The organism is Streptosporangium sp. CA-115845, from assembly GCF_050943795.1.
GTDB lineage: Bacteria > Actinomycetota > Actinomycetes > Streptosporangiales > Streptosporangiaceae > Streptosporangium.
In genome coordinates, this window is record NZ_CP191988.1 from 8655139 (window position 1) to 8672989 (window position 17851).

Consider the following 17851-nt stretch of genomic DNA (forward strand, 5'->3'; position numbering starts at 1 on the left):
GTAGCAACGCACAAGGGTCCTGATGAGTGCCCCATGACGAAGTCCAGGCCCGAAAATTCAACTTTCTTTGCAAATCAGACATGACGCTCACCTCGTCGTCGAGCCCGCGGAGCCGCTCCTCCACCGCGGATCGGGGGCACCGTGACGTCCTGGCGCACGGTCGGCATCCGGCCCGGTTCCGGCGTCAGCCGGTCGGGCAGCTCTGCACGGAACCCGAGCCGGTGCGGATCGAGTCGATCGCCTGAACGGCCTCGCGCAGCGTCTCGACCTTGACCAGCCTGAGCCCGTCCGGGATCGCTCTGACCGCCTCGGCGCAGTTGTCGGCCGGGGTCAGGAAGACCGTCGCACCGGCCCTCCTGGCACCGACCATCTTCTGCTGGATGCCGCCGATCGGGCCCACGTCACCCTCCGCGGTGATCGTTCCGGTCCCCGCGATGGACTTGCCGCCGGTCAACGACCCCGGGGTGAGCTTGTCGACGATGCCCAGGGAGAACATCATCCCCGCGCTCGGCCCGCCGACGTCGCCAACATTGATCTTGACCTCGAAGGGGAACTTGTAGCCGACCCGCATGGTGATGCCCACGATGGGTGCTCCGTCCTTACCGGCGACGGTAGGGACGGCGATGGTCAGGCTCTGGGCGCCACGGTTGACGACGAAACTGACCTCTTCGCCCGGCTTGTGCTTGCGAACGGAGGAGGAGACGGTCTCCCGATCGGCCACGGGCGTGCCGTCCACCGAGACGATCTCGTCACCGGCCTTGAACTTCCCGTCGGCCGGCATGCCCTTCTCCGCGGAGCCCACGGTCACGATCGAGTTGTAGGGAATCCTCAGCTCGGTCAGCGCCGCCGCGGTCGCATCGTCCTGGGAGTTCGTCATCTCCTGGGTGTTCTGCTCCTCGACCTCCTTGGCGGTGGTCGCCGGAGGGAAGATCGTCTCCTCGGGCACGACCGCGATGGTGGGATCGATCCATCCCCTGAGCGCGCTGAACAGGTCGATCCTGGTCCCGGGGCCACCCTGGTAGGCGACGGTGACGAGGCTGAGCTTGCCGTCGGTCGGATACGTCTGGTGTCCCTCGATGCTGATCACCGGTTTGCCGTCGACGTCACCGATGGTGTTCTCGGTCGGCCCAGGGCTCAGCACGACGTACGGCACCGGCAGCACGGCGCCGACCAGTGCGAGCATGAGCGTGAGGAAGCCCGCCACCATCAAAGTCAGGGCTCGTCGGGACATGGACAAAGCCTATGCCGTACGACAGGTCATGAAACCGCACCCGGACGCCGCCGCGCCGACGGGCGCATACCCCTCAGCCGAGATCAATCGCAGGCTCCCACCCACTCGGAGGAACCGTCGGTGAAAAACTGGTTCTTCCAGATGGGGACCTGGCTCTTGAGATCGTCGATCAACCTTCTGGATGCCTCGAACGCCTCACCGCGGTGCGGCGCGGCGACCGCCACGACGACCGCGACGTCGCCGAGCCTCAGGTCGCCGACCCGGTGGACGGCCGCCAGGGCGGTCACCGGGAAGTCCGCGGCGATCTTCTCGGCCACCCGGCGCAGCTCGCCCGTGGCACTCGGGTGTGCCGAGTAGGACAGGCTCGTGACCGGCCTGCCGTGATCCTCTTCTCGTACCGTGCCGACGAAGACCGTCGTACCACCCGCGGCGTGATTGCCGACGGCGGCGAGCACCTCGTCGACGGAGAGCACGCTGTCGCGAATATCGAGCAACCGGATGACATCCACACACAGAGTTTATGGCGACGCTGCGCGTCGCGGTTCGGCCGCTCTTACCCGGCTCTGTACCACTGGCGACGCTGCGCGTCGCGGTTCGGCCGCTCTTACCCGGCTCTGTACCACTGGCGACGCTGCGCGTCGCGGTTCGGCCGCTCTTACCCGGCTCCTTCCCTCGTCGACCGGGGCCGCTCGTACCTCGCGACCCCGCTCTCCTCAGTCCAGTCGCCGGCGCGGCCTCACGGGAAGTCCCTCAGGCCATGGTCACAGGCACGTCCTCCTGGGTCGTCCCTCGGGCCATGGGCACAGGGCGGAGGTCCAGTCCCCCGGCACGGCCGGTCCCTCAGAAGCTCGCTCGGGCTTGCCGGGCGGCTGTCAGGGGCGGCGCTTCTTGCGGGCGGCGCGGACGATCGCCGCGGTGCCGAGGACGGCGACGGTGGCGCCGGCCGCGGTGAGCGTGGCCTCCTTGCCGGACAGACGGCGGCCCACGACGGCGTGCCTGCCGCCACGCAGCTCCAGGAGCTGCTCGAACGCGGCCTCGTTGGTCCACATCGGCTTCCAGCCGACCTCGCGCAGTGTCGCGCAGTCGACCACCCAGGGGTAGACGACGTAGTGCAGGTCGGTGGCCGGAGCCGGGGTGACGCCGAGGCGGTGCAGGCGCTGGGCGGTTCCGAAGGTCAGCCCTGCGGGCAGTTCCAGCCGGCGCAGCCCGGAGATCTCCTCCACCTGCTCCTGCTCCAGCCAGCCCTCGCCTCCGACGGCCACCACCCCGGAGACCGTGCCGAGCGCCGCCATCTCCAGGACCGAGACCAGGTCGTCCACGTGGCAGAACTGCCAGCGGGGGTTGCATCCCTTGACGGTCAGCAGCCGGGGCGCCTCGAAGTGCCGGGTCACCACGCTGTCGACGCCGGGGCCGACCACGACCGCGGGTCTGACCACGGTCACGTCGAGACCGGGATGGCTGCGCAGGGAGCGCCGGGCCAGTGCCTCGATCTCCAGATGGTCGCCGACCATGCCCGTATCCGGCTCGGCGGCGACCTCGGAATCCTCAGGCAGCGGGACGGGATTGTCGGGCACGGCTCCGTACACCATGGCGCTGGTGACCAGCACGACCCGCCGCACCCTCGCCGCGGCACTGGCGGTGAGCACCGTCTGGGCCGCGCGCAGGTTGTAGGCGCGTCGCTCCGCGGGGTCGGCGTCGAGCGCGTAGTCACCGGCCAGGTGCACGAGCACGTCAATATCGGATATGCGGTTCGCCAAGAGCGGATCTCGAACATCGAGCACCCGCCATGTGACATCGGGCACATCGCCGCGCTGCTCGTCGATGGCCACAACCCTGCGGAAATCCGCAGACGAGGCGACCTTCGCGAGGAAAGCACGGCCTAGGCCCGAGGCTGCGCCGGTGACGGCGACGACAGGGGGCCGGGAGCGTTTCGAGGTAGGCACCAGGTCCTCACTTTGCACTGACCCGCCATGCGACGGATAACGTGGCGGATGTGGACTCCTCCATCCTGCACGAGGTAGAGCGGTGACTGACTTGCCAGGTCGGGAAAACGACCCCAACGACAATCCGTTCGCCATGTTCGGCGACCCGGAGCAGATCGCAGCGGCAATGCGCCAGTTCGCTGACATGCTCTCCGCTCCGCCGACCTCAGGTCCCGTCAACTGGGACATGGCGAAGAACATCGCACGGCACGTTGTGGTCGCCGAGGGCGATCCCAGTGTCATGGAGGGCGAGCGACGCCAGGTCGTCGACGCCCTGAACCTGGCCGACCTTTGGCTCAATGAGGCCACCTCCCTACCGAGCGGGGTGAGCAACCCTCAGGCGTGGAGCCGTTCGGAGTGGATCGAGAAGACCGTCCCCGTCTGGCAGAAGCTCTGTGACCCGATCGCCGCCCGCATGGTCGAGACCATGAGCGGCACGCTCGGCGCCTCCGGTCTGCCCCCGGAAGCTCAGGCCATGGCCGGGCCGCTGATGGGAATGATGAAGCAGATGGGCGGCATGATGGTCGGCCAGCAGATCGGCCAGGCCATCGGCTCGCTCGCCCTGGAGGTGATCGGCGCCACCGACATCGGCCTGCCGCTGTCGGACAACGCCGCCCTGCTGCCCGGCGGCATCTCGGCGTTCAGCCAGGGTCTGGAGACCCCCGCCGAGGAGATCCGCCTCTATCTCGCCCTGCGTGAGGCGGCCCACCACCGGCTGTTCCAGCACGTGCCATGGCTGCGCGCGCACCTGCTCGGAGCCGTGGAGGAGTACGCCAGGGGCATCACGGTGGACGCCTCCGCCCTGGAGGAGCAGCTCCGCGGGCTCGATCTCAACAATCCCGAGCAGCTCCAGCAGGCGCTGAGCGGCGGCAACCTGCTCAAGCCCGAGGAGACCGAGCGGCAGAAGGCCGCCCTGTCCCGGCTGGAGACCATGCTCGCTCTCGTCGAGGGCTGGGTCGGCACCGTCGTGGACGGCGCCGCGGACGGCAAGCTCCCCTCGGCGACGGCACTAGCGGAGACCGTACGGCGCCGCAGGGCGACCGGCGGCCCCGCGGAGCAGACCTTCGCCACGCTCGTCGGCCTCGAACTCCGGCCCCGCCGCCTGCGCGAGGCCGCCACCCTGTGGCAGGCGTTGGAATCCGACCGGGGCATCGACGGCCGCGACGCGGTCTGGAGCCACCCCGACCTCATGCCCACCGCCGACGACCTCGACAACCCCGAGGGGTTCGTACGGGGCGAGCCCGAGCTCGACCTGTCGTCCCTGGAGGGATCTCTGCGCGAGCCTCCCGCAGCTCCCGGCGAGGACGATGACAAGGGCGACACCGGTGGGGGCGGCGCGTGAGCCTGCGCTCCGACGCGCGGGACGTGCTCACGGGGTGGACCGCACCCACGGCGGAGGAGGAGATCCTCCGCAAGGGGTTCCTTGATCACCTGCACGCCCATGATGACGCGATGTGGCGCGAGTGCGTCACCGGTCACCTGACGGCCACGACCGCGGTGCTCTCCCACGACGGCGAGCGGGTTCTGCTGACGCTGCACCCCAAGGCCGGGATGTGGCTGCCCATGGGCGGCCACTGCGAGCGCGGCGACGTCTCCCTTGAGGCGGTGGCGATGCGTGAGGCCACCGAGGAGTCCGGCATTCCGGGCCTGCGGCTGCTGCCCGGCCCGCTGGCACTCGACCGGCACCGGGTCTGGTGCCATCCGCCGCACAGCAGCCATCTGGACGTGGAGTACGGCGCGGTCGCCCCCGCGGACGTCGAGGCCGTGATCAGCGCCGAGTCGCTCGACCTGCGCTGGTTCCCCGTGGACGAGATCCCCGAACTCTCCGACGAGGCGACCCGCCGCCTGGCCCTCCGCGCCCGCGAGGCCCTGCGCTCCGGTTGACCGGGAGCCCGACCCGGTACCGGCTCGGGCTCTTGCGGCTCGGTGCCGCTGTGGCTCCGGATGGCTGGCCGCTCGCCCGGTGCGGCTCGGCGACGACCGCACCGGGCGGCCCGGCGGCCACCGGGAGATTCCCGGTCTCGGCGGCTTCCCGGAACGCATAGATTCCGATGAATCGGTCGATTTCCGGCCGTCTTCCGCAGGCGTTGGACCGTTTTATGCTTGTCTCACCTCTGCCTGGATATCTTCGTGCCAATCAGGCTGTACAGAGCGGATCGGGGCACTGTGAGCGTAGACATCGTGGCTGACAGGAGCGCCAGAGGTGCGGTCGTGACGCCGTCGCGGCGCTGGAGGATCCCCAAATCCCTCGCCTGGGCCGCGGTGACGCCGTTCGCCGCCTGGGCGGTGGCCCGGGTGGCCGGACTCGAACGCGACTCGCTGACCACCCAGCTCATGACCGGTACCCCGTACGTGGCGGCCGCCTCGCTCGTACCGGTGCTGCTGTCCGTGCTGACCCGTAACCGGGCCGCGACGGCCGTCGCGCTGGTCACCACCGCGGCGCTCGGCCTCAGCGTGCTCCCCAGGGCCTTCCGCTCCGGGGATGTGGTGACGGGAACGCCGCTGCGGGTGCTGACGCTCAACACGCTGTTCGGGCATGCCGAGCCCGACGCCGTGATGGATCTGGTCCGGCGGCTGGACCCGGACGTGCTGAGCACCCAGGAGCTGACCCCGGGAATGGTCGAGAAGCTGGAGGCGTCCGGTCTTGGCGGCATCATGCCGTACCAGGTGCTGGAGCCGGAGTGGAGCGCCGGCGGCAGCGGCCTGTACTCCCGGTATCCGCTGACCCCCAGGGAGAACCTGTTCGAGGCGATCGGGCACAACATGCCCGCCGCGCTGATGACCGTCCCCGGCGCCAAGCCCGTCGAGGTCATCGACGTGCACCCCTTCCCCCCGCTGGGCAGGCAGGTGTACGACTGGACGGCGGCGCTGGACGCCCTGCCCTCCGCCGCTCCCGACACGATCCGCATCCTCGCGGGCGATTTCAACGCCAGCCTCGACCACGCGGCCATGCGCCGTTTTCTTGGCCGCGGCTATCAGGACGCGGCCGACAGCGCCGGAGAGGGGCTGACCCCCACCTGGCCGGTCAACAAGCGCGTCCCGCCGCTGATCACGATCGACCATGTCGTGGTGGACCGGCGGGTGGGCGTGAACGCGGTCAGCGTGCACAGCGTTCCCGGCACCGATCACCGGGCCGTCTTCGCCGATCTACGCCTGCCCTCGCTCTGACGGCTCGGGCACCCGGGCCGCTCAGGCCGAGAGCAGCGCCCGGGTGTTGTCCCAGCCTTCGAGGCCCGGGTCGAGGAGGTGGAGGTCTCCGGGAGCGCGCAGGCGATGCCAGCCGGGCCCCCTGGCGACCATACGGCTGCCGGGCGCCGAGACACGGAGCGCCTTGACCGGGTCGAGGTCGTCGAAGCCCACCGAGGCCCAGCCCGGGTAGGGCAGGTGGGCGGCCAGCGCCACCGTGCCACCGCCCGCGGCAGGGCAGACGGCGATCCGTGCCCGGCCGAGTTCGCGGAAGAGCTTGCCGATGAGCAGCGGAGGCAGGTCGGGCGCGTCGGCGCTCAGCAGGACCGCCTGCTCGCCGTGGGGCAGGGCGGCGAAAGCTGCCTCGACCAGGGCGCTCCCCGAGAGGTCGGGGATCTCAACGACAGGGGTGCCCGGCCAGACGATCTCCTCCATGCCCGGTACGCTCGTCACCACGACCGGTGAGACGAAGTCGAGCCCGGCGACGAGTTCGTAGGTGTCCTCGGCGACGGCGGTCAGGAAGTCGGCGGCGTCGATTCCCGGCGGGGCCGCGTCCGCCACGGAGGGCGTGACGAGAACGGCCACCACTCGATCCTCTGTCACCATTCCTCCGCGGAGCCGTGGGCCGCCGTGGAGAATCCCTCCAGGAAACCCCGTGCCCGCTCGGCCTTGGGATATCGTTCCACGAGCACCCAGAAGCGCGAACCGTGACTCGGCACCAGCAGGTGGACGAGCTCGTGCATGATCACATAGTCCACCACCCACGAGGGCATGCCCCTCAGGCGCGTGGAGATCCTGATGGTTCCGTGATCCGGGGTGCACGAGCCCCAACGGTGTTTCTGGTTCTCCACCCAGCGCACGCTCGACGGTTTCGCCTCCCCGCCCAGGTAGCGGGCCGACAGCTCGACGGCTCGATCGAGGAGGTCGTCGTCCGAGGGACGTCTGCGCTGCTCCTTGGCCGCGAGTCGATCGAGCATACGGCGCACCCACTGTTCCTCGTCGGTGCTACTCAGACCGGCGGGGAGGAGCACGATCGTTTTCTCACCGTCGCGGTACGCAGAAACCGTCCGCCGGCGGCGAGAACTTCGGCGGACCTCGACTGTCTCGGGGGGCACATATGAACGGTAGCCGAGAATGGCGAATTCACACCAGGGGGTAGAACACGTTCCCGCTGGTCAATCCCCGTTCACCGATTGTTCGGCGGGAGCGATCAAGTGTGGTCACAACTTATCTAATTAACCTGGATATCAGCCGTCTCACGCGTTGCCGAATCGCGGGACCCGCTGTTCTCGCTGAGCCGCCAACCCTTCGAGCATGTCGTCGGAGGCCATGGTGACCGGCTGGGCAAGGGACTCCCAACGCAGTGCGGCGTCGAGATCGGCGTGCCCGCCGCCCGCGAGGGCGACCTTGGTGAGCCGGGTGGCGATCGGCGCGTTGGCGGCGATCCGCGACGCGATGCCCAGCACCTCGGCCATCAGCGACTCACCGGGAAACGTCCTGTTCACCAGCCCCGCGGAGGCCGCGTCCAGCCCTGTCATCGTCCGCCCTGTGAGCAACATCTCCCTGGCCACACCCACCCCGGCGACCCTGGGCAGCAGATAGGTGGCCGCCATGCCGGGATGCAGGCCGAGCGAGGTGAAGGGGGCGAGCAGCTTGGCCTCCTCGGCGGCGTAGACCAGGTCACAGGCGAGGGCGAGGCACAACCCCGCCCCGACGGCGGCGCCGTTGACCGCGGCGATGGTCGGCACCTCCAGATCGGCGATCGCCAGCCAGGTCCGGTAGAAGCCGAGCATCCGGTCGCGTAGGGCGGGGATGTCCTCGGTCCTCCGCTCCGCGAGCCAGGACAGCTCTCCCCCGGCGCAGAACGCCTTCCCCGCTCCGGTGACGACCACGCACCGCAGGTCGCGGTCCGCCGCGAGGCCGGCGACGGCCTGCCGCCACCGGGCGGTCATCGCATCGGTCATCGCATTGCGCAGGTCAGGGAGGTTCAGGGTGAGCACCGCGACACCGTTCTCACGCCGATCAATCAAGATCTCGTTCATGCCGGGGAGCGTAGTCCACGACGCTTTCCGCCCGGCCGCCGAGGGGCCTGCCGGGAAAACCCGCTCGATGGGAGTTGTCCACAGGGCAGGAGTTATCCACAGGCGGCGGGAAAGACGTCCGGGAGCCTGCGGGGGCGTGGCACGCTGGCACGCCCGGCCAGCCTGCTCACCGGCTCTCCCGCAGGCCGCCCCCCTTCGAGGAAAGGCCCTCTGATGCGACCACGCCTGAAGCCCGCGCTGCGCCGCGTCGCCCGTGACCGACGCACCCTGCAGTTCGGCCTGCATCCCCGGCACGCGGTGGTGCTGAGCGATCTGGAGCCGGAGGTCCGCCGCTGGGTGGAGAGTCTGGACGGCGTAAGGGATCTCGCGGGCGTGCTGGCCGGCGCCACCGACGCGGGTCTCGGTGAGGAGCGCGGCCGGACCCTGCTCGATCTGCTGGTCAGCCGGGGGGTGGTGGACGATGCGGCGGCGGGTCCCGGCCCGCTGCGCGCGCTCGTGATGGCCGAGCGCGACCGGCTCCAGCCCGATCTGGACGCGCTCTCCCTCTCCCCCGGCACGGTCGACGGAGGGCTTGCCGTGCTGGAACGCAGGCAGCAGGCCCGGGTGCGGGTCTACGGCGCGGGCCGGGTGGGCGCGCAGGTCGTCGCCCTGCTCGCCGCCTCAGGAGTCGGCCACATCTGCGTCGTCGATCCCGGTACGACCCGGCGACGGGATGTCGTCCCCGGCGGGCTCGGCTGGACGGAGGTGGGGATGAGCAGGCAGGACGGTGCGGTCGCGGTGGCCAGGAGGCTGGCGCCCGGCCTCACCGCGTCGACCGGCGACGGCGCCGCCCAGCTGGCCGACGGAGCCAGGCCGCCCGACCTGGCGGTGCTCGCTCCGGTGGTGCCTCTGGACGGCCTCCTCGTCAGGGAACTCGTCGAGTGGGGAATCCCACATTTGCTGGCAACCGCCTTCGAGGCCTTCGGTTCGGTCGGTCCGCTGGTGCTACCTGGCCGGAGCACGTGCCTGCACTGCCTAGATTTGACGCGACGCGATCGCGACCCCGGCTGGCCCATTGTCACTGCGCGCCTGGGCGGCTTCCCCGCAGGGGAGATCGCGTGCGGGACGACGCTGTCCGCGCTGGTGGCGGCATCGGCCACCGGTCATGCGCTTGCTTGGATAGACGGCCGTGAACCCGTTGTGACAAACAGCACAATGGAAGTATTGCCAGATTGGACGTGGAAAAGGCGATCCTGGAGTGTTCATCCTCAATGTCGTTGCTTCCGAAACGAGTTGGGTTCGCTAACAATGGTCGCGTCGGCTACCTGCCGCTGACGGACAAGCACAGCGAAGGGAGGGAGCGGCGTCTCGCTGTAACGGGGGACACGCCGCTAACCGAGGTGAGTGACCTTCCGCGTCGCGCCGTTGCGCGCTCTGCAAAGCTGGCGGCCCTTCCCATCGGGTTCGCCGGCCGTACCGCTCTCGGTCTCGGGAAACGGATCGGTGGCAAGTCGGCCGAGATCGTCGCCCAGGAGATCCAGGAACGCACCGCCGAGCAGATCTTCAAGGTTCTCGGGGAGCTCAAGGGCGGGGCGATGAAGCTCGGCCAGGCGCTGTCCATCTTCGAGGCGGCACTGCCCGCCGAGATCGCCGGCCCCTACCGCGCGACCCTGACCAAGCTCCAGGACGCGGCTCCGCCGCTTCCCGCCGCGACCGTGCACAAGGTTCTCGTCGAGCAGTTGGGGGACGACTGGCGGGAGAACTTCCAGTCATTCGACGACAAGCCCACCGCGGCCGCTTCGATCGGGCAGGTGCACAAGGCGGTCTGGCACGACGGCCGGACGGTCGCGGTCAAGATCCAGTATCCGGGAGCAGGAAAGGCCCTGCTCTCCGACTTCACCCAGCTGGCCAGGCTCGGCAAGCTCTTCGGGGTGCTACTGCCCGGTCTCGACATCAAGGCGGTCCTGAACGAGCTGCGCGAACGGGTGATCGAGGAGCTCGACTACCTGCGCGAGGCCGAGGCGCAGCACGCCTTCGCCCAGGAGTTCAAGGACGACCCCGATTTCCTGATCCCGGATGTCATCGCCGCCAACGAGCAGGTGCTCGTCTCCGAATGGGTCGACGGCATCCCGCTGTCACGGATCATCACCGGCGGCACCCAGGAGGAGCGCGATCGGGCCGGGCTCCAGCTCGTCCGGTTCCTGTTCTCCTCACCGGCCCGGCTGGGCATGCTCCACGCCGACCCCCACCCGGGCAACTTCCGGATCCTCGACGACGGCAGGATGTGCGTGCTCGACTTCGGCGCGGTCAACCGGCTGCCCGACGGGTACCCGCCGCTCTTCGGGAAGCTGACCCGCATCTTCAACAACGGCGACATGGAGACCGTGGTCCGGGGCCTGCGCGACGAGGGGTTCATCCGCCCGCACATCGAGATCGACACCGAAGCCCTGCGAGCGTTCCTCGCTCCCTACGTCGAGCCGACCTCCGTGGAGGAGTTCTCCTTCAGCAGGGAGTGGCTCCAGCAGCAGGCCGCCATGGCCACCGACCTACGTCCGGGCAACGTGGTGCGCCAGCTCAACCTGCCCGCGTCGTACGTCCTCATCCATCGGGTGCACACGGCGGGGATCGGCGTGCTCTGCCAGCTCGGCGCCACCGCCCGTTTTCGCCAGGAGGTCATCCGCTGGGTCCCCGGATTCTCCGACGAGGATACGGGAGAGCCCACCCTCGCCAGCGCCTGACCGGAGACGGCCCGGCGAGGCGCGTAAGGGGAGGTTCGGCGAGGCCCATGAGAGGCGACCCGCCGAATCGCATGAGGAGCGACCCGGCGAGACCCGTGCAGGGCGGCCCCGGTAAGGCGCACAAGTGGCGACCCGGCGAGACGCACAAGTAGCGGCGACCTGGCGAGACCTGTGAGGGGTGGACCGCCGAAACGCGTGAGGGGTGGCCCGCCGGAGCGGGTCACCCCTCATTCATCTGCCGTGTTCCGCTGTGCGTCCGCTATACGTCGCCGTCGATCCTCACGGATCAGACGAGGCGCAGGAGCGCGGTACGCAGGCGCGCCGAGGCGCGTTCCGCACCGCGCTGGGCGCGTTGGAGACGTTGAAGTCCAGCGGCCCTGCGATGCTCCTCCGCCTCGCGGTGGAGGGTCCGTATTCGGTCACGTACCAGTTCTTCTTGCATGGACGGCAGGTCGAGCCCCGTGGTGTCGAAGTAGCTCATCGGAATGGTCCTTTCGGGAACGTGTGATTCCTGGTTGATCGAGTTCTCGGTGGTCTGGGCGATGACCGGATTGTTCAGGCAGCGACCGGGTTCTTGCGCGGACGTCCGCGCGGACGCTTCCGGGGGACGATCGCCCCCCGCAGAACGAGCTCGCCGCCCCAGACTCCCCATGGCTCCTCGCGCTCCAGCGCGCGGGCCAGGCAGGCCTGGCGGATCGGGCAGCCTCCGCAGAGCGCCTTGGCGAACTCCACGTCCTCCGGAGACTCGGCGAACCACAGGTCGGGGTCGGTACGACAGGGGATTGTGGCTTCGTCGATCAGGTCCATGACCGTCTGGGCCCCCATCTGTTTCACCTCTCAGCTAGGTGTTGATCTTCGGCTACCTCTTGGGTGGGGGTCAGGAATGACGCGGACAAACAAGAAGGCCGCGGATCCTGGTGCGGATCCGCGGCCTGAAGGCTCTTTCCTCGGTCAGATTATGACCGGAGGATGCCTCCAGGGTTGCGGACCGCGCAGTCCACCGTTTCCGATGTGCTTGGTCGTTGCTGCGTAGCTGGCGCCCACGAAGGTCGGGACGGCCGGGGCCTCTGTCGTCACGAAGGCGATCGACGCGGCCTGGCGGTCGGCCTCGACCTGGAAGCGGGCAGGGTTGTCCTGCAGAGCCGGAGCTGCCGCGACACGAGCGAGGGAGACCTGGCTGCCGCAGGGCAGGCCGGTGTTACGACGCACGGAAGCAAGCCCCATCTGGGACGACATCAGGATGTTCTTCACAGCGGACTCACCTCCATTCGTAGATCGTCGGACAGGAACGTCCGATTCGCTTGACCATGACCCTAAACCCGGGCCACCAGAGCGGGCAACATATTTTCTACCTGCGACTTTGCGACTATCTCACGCGGATCATCGCCTCCTGCACTACCGACACGGCCAGTTCCCCGGACCGGGTGAACATCTCGCCCTTGGCGAGCCCGCGAGCCGCCCCCGACCACGGCGACTCCTGAGCGTAGAGCACCCACTCGTCCACCCGGATGGGGCGGTGGAACCACATCGCGTGGTCCAGCGAGGCGCCGGAGACATTGGAGGCGCCCCAGGCCAGGCCGTGGGTCAGCAGCACGGTGTCGACCAGGGTGAAGTCGGAGGCGTAGGCGGCGAGCACCACGTGCAGCAGCGGATCGTCGGGCAGCTCCGCCTCATAACGGAACCACACGTTGGTGTTTGAACCTCGAAGCTCCGGGTCGCGTTGGGCCTCCCAGGTGAGAGGGGTCACATAGCGGGCGTCCACCGGCCTGGGCTTGGACGCCCACTCGCGTATCAGTGAGTTCGTCCCCACGATCTGGAGCATCCGGTCCTGGTAGGACGGCAGTTCCTCAGGATCGATCACCTGGGGCATCGTGGCCGCCTGGTGCTCGACGCCGGTCTCCTGCACGTGGAAGGAGGCCGACATGGTGAATATCGCCTTGCCGTGCTGGATGGCCACCACCCGCCGGGTGGTGAAGGAGCGGCCGTCACGGACCCGCTCCACGTTGTAGACGATCGGGATGGCCGGGTCTCCCGGGCGAATGAAATAGGCGTGCAACGAGTGGACGTCGCGGCCCTCGGGCACCGTCCGCCCCGCGGCGACCAAGGCCTGCGCGGCCACCTGACCACCGAAGACACGCTGGATACGCTCCTCGGGACTGCGTCCCCTGAAGATGTCGAGCTCGATCTGCTCCAGGTCAAGCAGGTCCAGGAGCTCCTTTAACGCCTCGTTCACGCGCCCTCCGTATGTTTTGCGGCGGCACGGCATAGTTCGAACACCGCTTCACCGTAGCGCTCCAGTTTGACGCGTCCGATTCCCGTAATCGTTAACAGGTCCTGTTCGGAGACCGGTGCCCGCTCGGCGATGGCCTGAAGGGTGACGTCGGTGAAGACCGCCCACTGCGGGAGCTTCTCCTTCTTCGCGACTCCCGTACGCCATGCCTTCAGCGCTTCGAGCAGTGCCTCGTCGTAGTCCGCGGGACAGGCGGCACACCTGCCGAGCTTCTGCTCGGCGGCGGCCATCAGGGTCTTCCCGCAGATCCGGCAGCTGATCGGCGCGGCGACCGCGCGGCGGTCAGCCACCGCGGGTGTGCGGCTCCGCTGCGTGGCACGACCGGTCAGCCCGTCCAGGAACCGGGAGGGTTTGCGGGAGCGCCTGCCTCCCGGCGAACGCGCCAGCGCCCACGACAGCCCCAGGTGGGCTCGGGCGCGGGTGACGCCGACGTACAGGAGGCGACGTTCCTCCTCGATCTGCTCAGGTGTCTCCGCGTAGATGATCGGCAGCATGCCCTCGGTGACGCCGACGAGGAAGACCGCGTCCCACTCCAGGCCCTTGGCCGCGTGCAGCGAGGCGAGGGTGACCCCCTCGACCGGCGGCGCGTGCTGCTCACTGGCCCGGCGCTCCAACTCCGCGACGAAGGCGGGCAGGTCCGCGCCCGCGGTGGCGAGGTCCTCGGCGAGGTCGGCCAGAGCTTTCAGCGACTCCCACTTCTCGCGGGCCTTGCCTCCGCCGGGCGCCTCGGGGGTGAGCCCGATGCCGGACAGGATGTGGTGCACGGTCGAGGTGAGCGTGTCGCCGGGTTCGGCGGAGCGTGCGGCGCCGCGCAGCAGCACGACCGCCTGGCGGACCTCGGGGCGCTCGAAGAACCGGTCGGCGCCGCGCAGCACGTACGGCAGGCCGGCCTTGCTGAATGCCTGCTCGTACGCCTCGGACTGGGCGTTGACCCGGAACAGCACGGCGATCTCACGGGTCGGTACGCCGCCGGTGACGAGTTTCCGCACCGCCCGCGTCACCCCCTCCGCCTCGGCGGTCTCGTCGTCGTACTCGGCGAAAACCGGTTCGGGACCGTCCGGACGCTGGGCGATCAGGGCGAGCTTGTGCGGGGTCCTCGCCCTGTCGAGCACCCGGTTGGCCAGGGAGACGACCTGGGGGGTGGAGCGGTAGTCACGGACCAACTTGATCACGGTGGCGTTGGGGTACTCGACCGAGAAACCCGTCAGGTAGCGAGGCGTGGCTCCGGTGAAGGAGTAGATCGTCTGGTTGGGGTCGCCGACCACGCACAGGTCGTCGCGCCCGCCGAGCCAGGTGTCGAGCAGCAGCTTCTGCAGCGGGTTGACGTCCTGGTACTCGTCGACCACGAAGTAGCGGTACTGCCTGCGGATCTCATTGGCCACCTCGCGGTGCTCGGTCATCACGGCCGCGGTGAGCTCCAGGATGGTCTCGAAGTCGACCAGGTGCCGGTCGCGGCGGAGGGTCTCGTACGCCTCGTAGAGCCGGGAGACCTCCTCGGCCGGTACGGGCGAGGTCCGGCCGGCCTTCTTCGCGGCCGCCGCGTAGTCCTCGGGGCCGATCTGGGTGACCTTGGCCCACTCGATCTCGGAGGCGATGTCGCGCAGCTCCGGGCGGTCCTGGTTCTTGCGCAGGGAGCGGCAGGCGTCGATCAGCAGCGGCAGCTTCGACTCGATCACCCTGGGCGGGTCACCGCCGATGACCCGCGGCCAGAAGTAGGTGAGCTGACGCAGTGCGGCGGCGTGGAAGGTGCGCGCCTGCACGCCCGGCGCGCCGAGCTGGCGCAGCCGCTGCCTGAGCTCACCGGCCGCCCGTGTGGTGAATGTCACCGCCAGCACACCCTGGGCGTCGACCACCCCGTTGCGGACGGCGTGCGCGATGCGATGGGTGATGGCCCGGGTCTTGCCCGTCCCCGCGCCGGCAAGGACGCAGACCGGTCCCCGGACGGCTTCGGCCACCTCACGCTGCTCTGGATCCAGTGCCGCCAGAATGTTGTCGGGCCCCACAGAGCCTCCTTACAAGCAGTCGAACGGACCGGGCCGCAACATCCTCCCAGGCTCTGGCCAAACCTCGCTCATTCTGGCAACATGCCGCCTTCAACCTGTATCGATCACCGAGATGCATAAAGTGGGCCTTTTGCCCCACAATGAGGTGCGACTGGTTCCGGGGAAGGAAGAGGCCCGTGCGAAGCTGGGTAACCGTGGGTGCGCTCGCTCTGGCGGCGACGGTGGTTGGACCCGCGGTGCTGCACACGACCGCGTCCGCACACGCGATCTCAGCGCCGACCCAGGTCGGTGGTGGGAAGGTGGGCAAGACCACCCCGACGCCGGCTCCATCTCCATCTCCATCTCTGTCTCCGAGCACGGAGGCCACCCCGCTGGTCCAGGGCACCCTTGTCGAGACCGTGGCCTACGGCCGGCACGTGCGCCAGCGCATGGACGTCTGGTACCAGCCCGACGAGCTGAAGCGGCCGGGCGTCTTCCTGGTCCACGGCGGCTGGTGGTCCTCGGGTGACAAGAAGTACATGACCGAGGTGAGCCGTAGCTACGCCGAACAGGGCTACGTGGTCTTCAACATCAACTACCGTCTCTCGGGCGACGCCTCCTGGCCGGCCCCGCGCACCGACACCTTCGGTGCCATCGCCACCGCGCGGCGGCACGCGGCGCGCTGGTCCTTCGACCCGAACAACTACGTGGTCGTCGGCTTCTCCGCCGGAGGCCATCTGGCCACCGCCGTCGGCACCTACAAGAACGGCCTGCCCGGCCTGCGCGGCGTGGTCGGCATCTCTCCGGTGATCTCCCCGCTCACCGCGTACACCGAAGGCATCGGCACCCTCGACCAGAACAAGCGCAAATTGCGCGATTCAGCTATCAAGCTCGCCGGGGGCTGCGGGCCCACCGGCAAGTGCGCCAGGGTGTGGACCAGCATGGAGGTACCGTGGCACGCGAGCCGCGGCGACGCGCCCATGCTGATCGTGCACTCGTCGGACGAGTTCGTGTCGGCGGAGCACAGCAGGCAACTCAAGGAGCACCTGCAGCAGGTCGGCGTGCCGGTGACGGTGCTGACCGAGCAGGGCATCGAGCACAGCGCACCTCTTTACCGGCTGCCCGGCGTGGCGGAGCAGGTCCAGCAGTGGGTCGCGGAGAAGCTTCTCTCATCGGGAAGATGAAGGGCTCTCACGTTGTTGCCAATGGCGCCGAACATCACATGAGGGGATTTTTCACGACATGGCGCTGACTGTGTACACCACCACCTGGTGTGGCCCCTGCAAGCGGTTGAAGAGCCAGCTCAGCCGCGAGGGCATCTCCTACAACGAGGTCGACATCGAGAGCGATCCGGACGCCGCCACGTTCGTCATGAGCGTCAACAACGGCAACCAGGTCGTGCCCACCGTCGTGGTCGACTCCCCCACCGGCCAGATCGTCAGAACCAACCCCTCGGTGATCGAGGTCAAGCGCATCCTGGCGGGCGTGTAACCGTCCCACCGCACCACCCGAGCCCCGGTTCCATCGAAAACCGGGGCTCCCGCATGCCGGGGTCCCGGTAGTAATGGCGCAGGATCCAACGGATATGCCTTTCACCTGCGCGAGGGGCGATCTCGACGCGCCAGGGGTTGCCCCACTTACTCGTTCGATCCACGATGGTCACGGTCGGGGGCAGGCGCCATCCTGCGACTCTGCGCCGCTGGATCCGGACACCGGTCCGCGGCCGGTCGGCCTCCTCGGGTAGCCCACACTCGGCCGGCGTCACCAACGCTTCCCCGCCGGCGGGCACCGAAGGCGTTCGGCGTCGATCGCCCCGACCTCGGCAGGTCGGGCACGTGCACACAGGCAAGATCGAATGAGAAGGGACGCATGCCACCGGCGAGAGATAACACAAATTTGTGTTATCTCTGTCTTGTGTGTCATCATAGCGATATGGTGAGCGATGAAGAGTTGGCGTACGCCGACCGGGTGGGCCGGTTCTACGCGCGCGAGTACGGCTTCCCCCCGATCGCGGGCCGGGTTCTTGGCTACGTGATGACGTGCTCCCGGGAACGGTCGACCATCGGGCAGCTGAGTGAGGACCTGAAGGCGAGCCGCACGGCGGTCACGAACGCGGTGCGACTTCTGGAGGACCATCACGCGCTGATGCGGTCACGTCCGGCCGGGGAGCAGGCCGACTACGTGACGATCGATCCGCGGATCCTCGAACCGGATGGCTTCACCGCCGCGGTGTACCGGGAACACGCCGCTCTCGCCCGGGACGGGTTGGCCTTCCTCGGCGACCACGACAGCCCGCGCCGCGCCACGCTGCAGGAGGCCATGGAACTTTACGAGTTCCTCGCCGAGAAGCTGCCCGCGGTCCTCGACGAGTGGCGTCGTCAGCGACGCCGCCCCTGACCACCCCCCGATTCCCCTCTACCC

Annotated in this window: 19 protein-coding genes; 8 read left to right on the forward strand and 11 right to left on the reverse strand. The window is 68.8% G+C overall.

Annotated features, from left to right (window positions below):
• Positions 1 to 184: 184 nt before the first annotated feature.
• The 3 genes from ACQP0P_RS41115 to ACQP0P_RS41125 form a co-directional block, all read right to left on the reverse strand.
• On the reverse strand, positions 185 to 1231 hold the full coding sequence (locus ACQP0P_RS41115) for a YlbL family protein (protein ID WP_433366591.1): 1047 nt from the start codon (positions 1229 to 1231) through the stop codon (positions 185 to 187).
• A gap of 83 nt (positions 1232 to 1314) precedes the next feature.
• Positions 1315 to 1740 (reverse strand): molybdenum cofactor biosynthesis protein MoaE, encoded by a 426-nt coding sequence (locus ACQP0P_RS41120; protein ID WP_433366594.1) that lies wholly within the window; start codon positions 1738 to 1740, stop codon positions 1315 to 1317.
• Between the two features lie 363 nt (positions 1741 to 2103).
• Positions 2104 to 3177: an NAD-dependent epimerase/dehydratase family protein gene (locus ACQP0P_RS41125; RefSeq protein ID WP_433382360.1), complete on the reverse strand. Its 1074-nt coding sequence runs from the start codon at positions 3175 to 3177 to the stop codon at positions 2104 to 2106.
• Between the two features lie 79 nt (positions 3178 to 3256).
• Here ACQP0P_RS41125 and ACQP0P_RS41130 point away from each other — a divergent pair, with 79 nt between their 5' ends.
• From ACQP0P_RS41130 to ACQP0P_RS41140, 3 genes are all read left to right on the forward strand, one after another.
• On the forward strand, positions 3257 to 4555 hold the full coding sequence (locus ACQP0P_RS41130; RefSeq protein ID WP_433366597.1) for a zinc-dependent metalloprotease: 1299 nt from the start codon (positions 3257 to 3259) through the stop codon (positions 4553 to 4555).
• Complete coding sequence (locus tag ACQP0P_RS41135) at positions 4552 to 5097, forward strand: NUDIX hydrolase (RefSeq protein ID WP_433366600.1); 546 nt, start codon at positions 4552 to 4554, stop codon at positions 5095 to 5097. Before ACQP0P_RS41130 ends, ACQP0P_RS41135 begins: the two co-directional genes overlap by 4 nt.
• A 297-nt stretch (positions 5098 to 5394) precedes the next feature.
• Positions 5395 to 6381, forward strand: coding sequence for an endonuclease/exonuclease/phosphatase family protein (locus tag ACQP0P_RS41140; RefSeq protein ID WP_433366602.1), 987 nt, complete (start codon positions 5395 to 5397; stop codon positions 6379 to 6381).
• 21 nt (positions 6382 to 6402) lie between these two features.
• Here ACQP0P_RS41140 and ACQP0P_RS41145 read toward each other — a convergent pair whose 3' ends face one another.
• From ACQP0P_RS41145 to ACQP0P_RS41155, 3 genes are all read right to left on the reverse strand, one after another.
• Positions 6403 to 6984, reverse strand: a complete 582-nt coding sequence (locus ACQP0P_RS41145) for a DUF2064 domain-containing protein (RefSeq protein ID WP_433366605.1) — start codon at positions 6982 to 6984, stop codon at positions 6403 to 6405.
• Positions 6985 to 6998: 14 nt separating this feature from the next.
• Positions 6999 to 7514, reverse strand: coding sequence for a M48 metallopeptidase family protein (locus ACQP0P_RS41150; RefSeq protein WP_433366607.1), 516 nt, complete (start codon positions 7512 to 7514; stop codon positions 6999 to 7001).
• Positions 7515 to 7655: 141 nt separating this feature from the next.
• On the reverse strand, positions 7656 to 8441 hold the full coding sequence (locus ACQP0P_RS41155; RefSeq protein WP_433366610.1) for an enoyl-CoA hydratase/isomerase family protein: 786 nt from the start codon (positions 8439 to 8441) through the stop codon (positions 7656 to 7658).
• 213 nt (positions 8442 to 8654) lie between these two features.
• Here ACQP0P_RS41155 and ACQP0P_RS41160 point away from each other — a divergent pair, with 213 nt between their 5' ends.
• Both ACQP0P_RS41160 and ACQP0P_RS41165 read left to right on the forward strand, forming a co-directional pair.
• Entirely contained in the window at positions 8655 to 9755 is a 1101-nt protein-coding gene (locus tag ACQP0P_RS41160) for a ThiF family adenylyltransferase (protein WP_433366613.1), read from the forward strand.
• 65 nt (positions 9756 to 9820) lie between these two features.
• Complete coding sequence (locus ACQP0P_RS41165; RefSeq protein WP_433366616.1) at positions 9821 to 11158, forward strand: ABC1 kinase family protein; 1338 nt, start codon at positions 9821 to 9823, stop codon at positions 11156 to 11158.
• A gap of 286 nt (positions 11159 to 11444) precedes the next feature.
• Here ACQP0P_RS41165 and ACQP0P_RS41170 read toward each other — a convergent pair whose 3' ends face one another.
• From ACQP0P_RS41170 to ACQP0P_RS41190, 5 genes are all read right to left on the reverse strand, one after another.
• Positions 11445 to 11639 (reverse strand): hypothetical protein, encoded by a 195-nt coding sequence (locus ACQP0P_RS41170; protein WP_433366619.1) that lies wholly within the window; start codon positions 11637 to 11639, stop codon positions 11445 to 11447.
• A 74-nt stretch (positions 11640 to 11713) separates the two neighbouring features.
• Positions 11714 to 11983, reverse strand: coding sequence for a WhiB family transcriptional regulator (locus tag ACQP0P_RS41175; protein ID WP_030910441.1), 270 nt, complete (start codon positions 11981 to 11983; stop codon positions 11714 to 11716).
• Between the two features lie 126 nt (positions 11984 to 12109).
• Positions 12110 to 12409: a hypothetical protein gene (locus ACQP0P_RS41180; protein ID WP_433366623.1), complete on the reverse strand. Its 300-nt coding sequence runs from the start codon at positions 12407 to 12409 to the stop codon at positions 12110 to 12112.
• Positions 12410 to 12524: 115 nt separating this feature from the next.
• Positions 12525 to 13391 (reverse strand): acyl-CoA thioesterase II, encoded by an 867-nt coding sequence (gene tesB, locus ACQP0P_RS41185; RefSeq protein ID WP_433366626.1) that lies wholly within the window; start codon positions 13389 to 13391, stop codon positions 12525 to 12527.
• Positions 13388 to 15451, reverse strand: a complete 2064-nt coding sequence (locus ACQP0P_RS41190) for an ATP-dependent DNA helicase UvrD2 (protein WP_433366629.1) — start codon at positions 15449 to 15451, stop codon at positions 13388 to 13390. The genes tesB and ACQP0P_RS41190 overlap by 4 nt, the downstream gene beginning before the upstream one ends.
• Positions 15452 to 15627: 176 nt before the next feature.
• Between ACQP0P_RS41190 and ACQP0P_RS41195 the strand changes: the two genes are divergently transcribed.
• The 3 genes from ACQP0P_RS41195 to ACQP0P_RS41205 all read left to right on the forward strand — a co-directional run bounded on the left by ACQP0P_RS41195 (position 15628) and on the right by ACQP0P_RS41205 (position 17827).
• The gene (locus ACQP0P_RS41195) at positions 15628 to 16614 is read left to right on the forward strand and encodes an alpha/beta hydrolase (RefSeq protein WP_433366632.1); all 987 of its coding nucleotides are present in this window, start codon (positions 15628 to 15630) and stop codon (positions 16612 to 16614) included.
• A 58-nt stretch (positions 16615 to 16672) separates the two neighbouring features.
• A complete protein-coding gene (locus tag ACQP0P_RS41200; RefSeq protein WP_433366635.1) occupies positions 16673 to 16921 on the forward strand; it encodes a mycoredoxin in 249 nt (82 codons plus the stop codon).
• 441 nt (positions 16922 to 17362) lie between these two features.
• Entirely contained in the window at positions 17363 to 17827 is a 465-nt protein-coding gene (locus tag ACQP0P_RS41205) for a GbsR/MarR family transcriptional regulator (RefSeq protein ID WP_433366638.1), read from the forward strand.
• Positions 17828 to 17851 lie beyond the last annotated feature (24 nt).

Coding starts and splice junctions, on each gene's coding strand:
- ACQP0P_RS41115 (WP_433366591.1), bottom strand. CDS start 1,231: ATGTCCCGACGAGCCCTGACTTTGATGGTGGCGGGCTTCCTCACGCTC.
- ACQP0P_RS41155 (WP_433366610.1), bottom strand. CDS start 8,441: ATGAACGAGATCTTGATTGATCGGCGTGAGAACGGTGTCGCGGTGCTC.
- ACQP0P_RS41160 (WP_433366613.1), top strand. CDS start 8,655: ATGCGACCACGCCTGAAGCCCGCGCTGCGCCGCGTCGCCCGTGACCGA.
- ACQP0P_RS41170 (WP_433366619.1), bottom strand. CDS start 11,639: ATGAGCTACTTCGACACCACGGGGCTCGACCTGCCGTCCATGCAAGAA.
- ACQP0P_RS41175 (WP_030910441.1), bottom strand. CDS start 11,983: ATGGGGGCCCAGACGGTCATGGACCTGATCGACGAAGCCACAATCCCC.
- ACQP0P_RS41200 (WP_433366635.1), top strand. CDS start 16,673: ATGGCGCTGACTGTGTACACCACCACCTGGTGTGGCCCCTGCAAGCGG.
- ACQP0P_RS41205 (WP_433366638.1), top strand. CDS start 17,363: ATGGTGAGCGATGAAGAGTTGGCGTACGCCGACCGGGTGGGCCGGTTC.